This window comes from Arthrobacter sp. SPT-J7, assembly GCF_059089965.1.
In genome coordinates this window covers 1-1,193 of record NZ_JBNHFF010000456.1, presented here as the reverse complement: position 1 = coordinate 1,193, position 1,193 = coordinate 1, and the positions used below count along the sequence as shown (strand labels likewise).

Annotated in this window: 2 protein-coding genes; both read right to left on the bottom strand. The window is 62.2% G+C overall.

Annotation, left to right across the window (positions count from 1 at the left end):
• Positions 1-828, bottom strand: an 828-nt coding sequence (kynA, locus tag AC5RWX_RS33540) for a tryptophan 2,3-dioxygenase (protein ID WP_494100467.1), incomplete at its 3' end; no start/stop codon positions are given.
• Between the two features lie 25 nt (positions 829-853).
• The coding region (locus tag AC5RWX_RS33535; RefSeq protein WP_494100466.1) for a riboflavin kinase at positions 854-1,193 on the bottom strand (340 nt) is incomplete at its 5' end.

Here is a 1,193-nt window from a genome sequence, read left to right as displayed (position 1 = left end):
GAATAGCTCCGGGAAAAAAGTCAGTTCGAGGGCCTTCTGCAGGAACGCGGCTCCGCTGGAGCCGCCCGTCCCTGTTTTCATGCCGATGGTCCGCTGCACTGTGCGCAGGTGCCGGAAGCGCCACAGCTGGAAGTTGTCCTCCAGGTCCACCAGTTCCTCGCAGGCCTCATAAGCGCCCCAGTTGGCCGCTGCATTCTCATAGATGTGCTTGAAGAGCGGTACCAGTTCCGGGGTGAATTCGTGGGCCTGGGTGACGTCCCGTTGGAGCACGGCCGGGGGCACGTCGAACCCCTGGCGGGCAAGGTAGGCGAGGAATTCGTCGTAGATGCTGGGCGCGTTGAGCAGCTGCTCCAGCATGGCGTGGGCTTCCGGATCCGACTCGAACACCGGAAGCATTTTGCGGTTCTTGTTCCCGAGGATGAACTCCACAGCTCGGTACTGGCTGGACTGGAAGCCGGAGGAATTTCCCAGGAAGCCGCGGAACTGCGAATACTCCGTGGGGGTCAGCGTGGCCAGCACGGACCACTGCTCGGTGAGGGTTTTCTGGATGTGCTTCACGCGGGCAATGCCCTTGAGCGCGGAGCCGAGGTCATCCGCACGCAGCCACCCGGCGGTGCTCCGCAGTTCATGCAGCACCAGCTTGAGCCAAAGCTCGGTGGTCTGGTGCTGGATGATAAAGAGCATCTCATCATGGTGCTCCGGCTGGCTGACGGGCTGCTGTGCGCTCAGCAGGGTTGGCAGCTGGAGGTAGGAGGCGTAGCTCATCCGCGAGCTGAAGTCACGGACAATACCTTCGTCCAGTTTCCTGGTGTTTTTCTCAACGGACACGGTACTGCCTTTCCCTGCGGATGGTTCAGCGTCTGGCCAGGAGGTCGTGGGCCTGTACCACATCGAGCCGCATTTGGTCTACAAGCGCCTCGGGCCCACGGTATGCCACCATTCCCCTGAGCCGGGCCACAAATTCAACAACTACTGTCTGGCCGTACAGATCGAAGTCCTCCACTGCTTCGTGGGGGCGGTCGATCACGTGCGCTTCGACCTGCCTGCTCACCCCGTCGAACGTAGGATTGGAGCCTACGGAAATGGCTGCAGGCCAGCGCGTCCCGGCCTGGTCCACAAGCCAGCCGGCGTAAATGCCGTCCGCCGGGATGAGTCCGCTGGCGTTGCCGGCGAGGTTCGCTGTCGGAAATCCG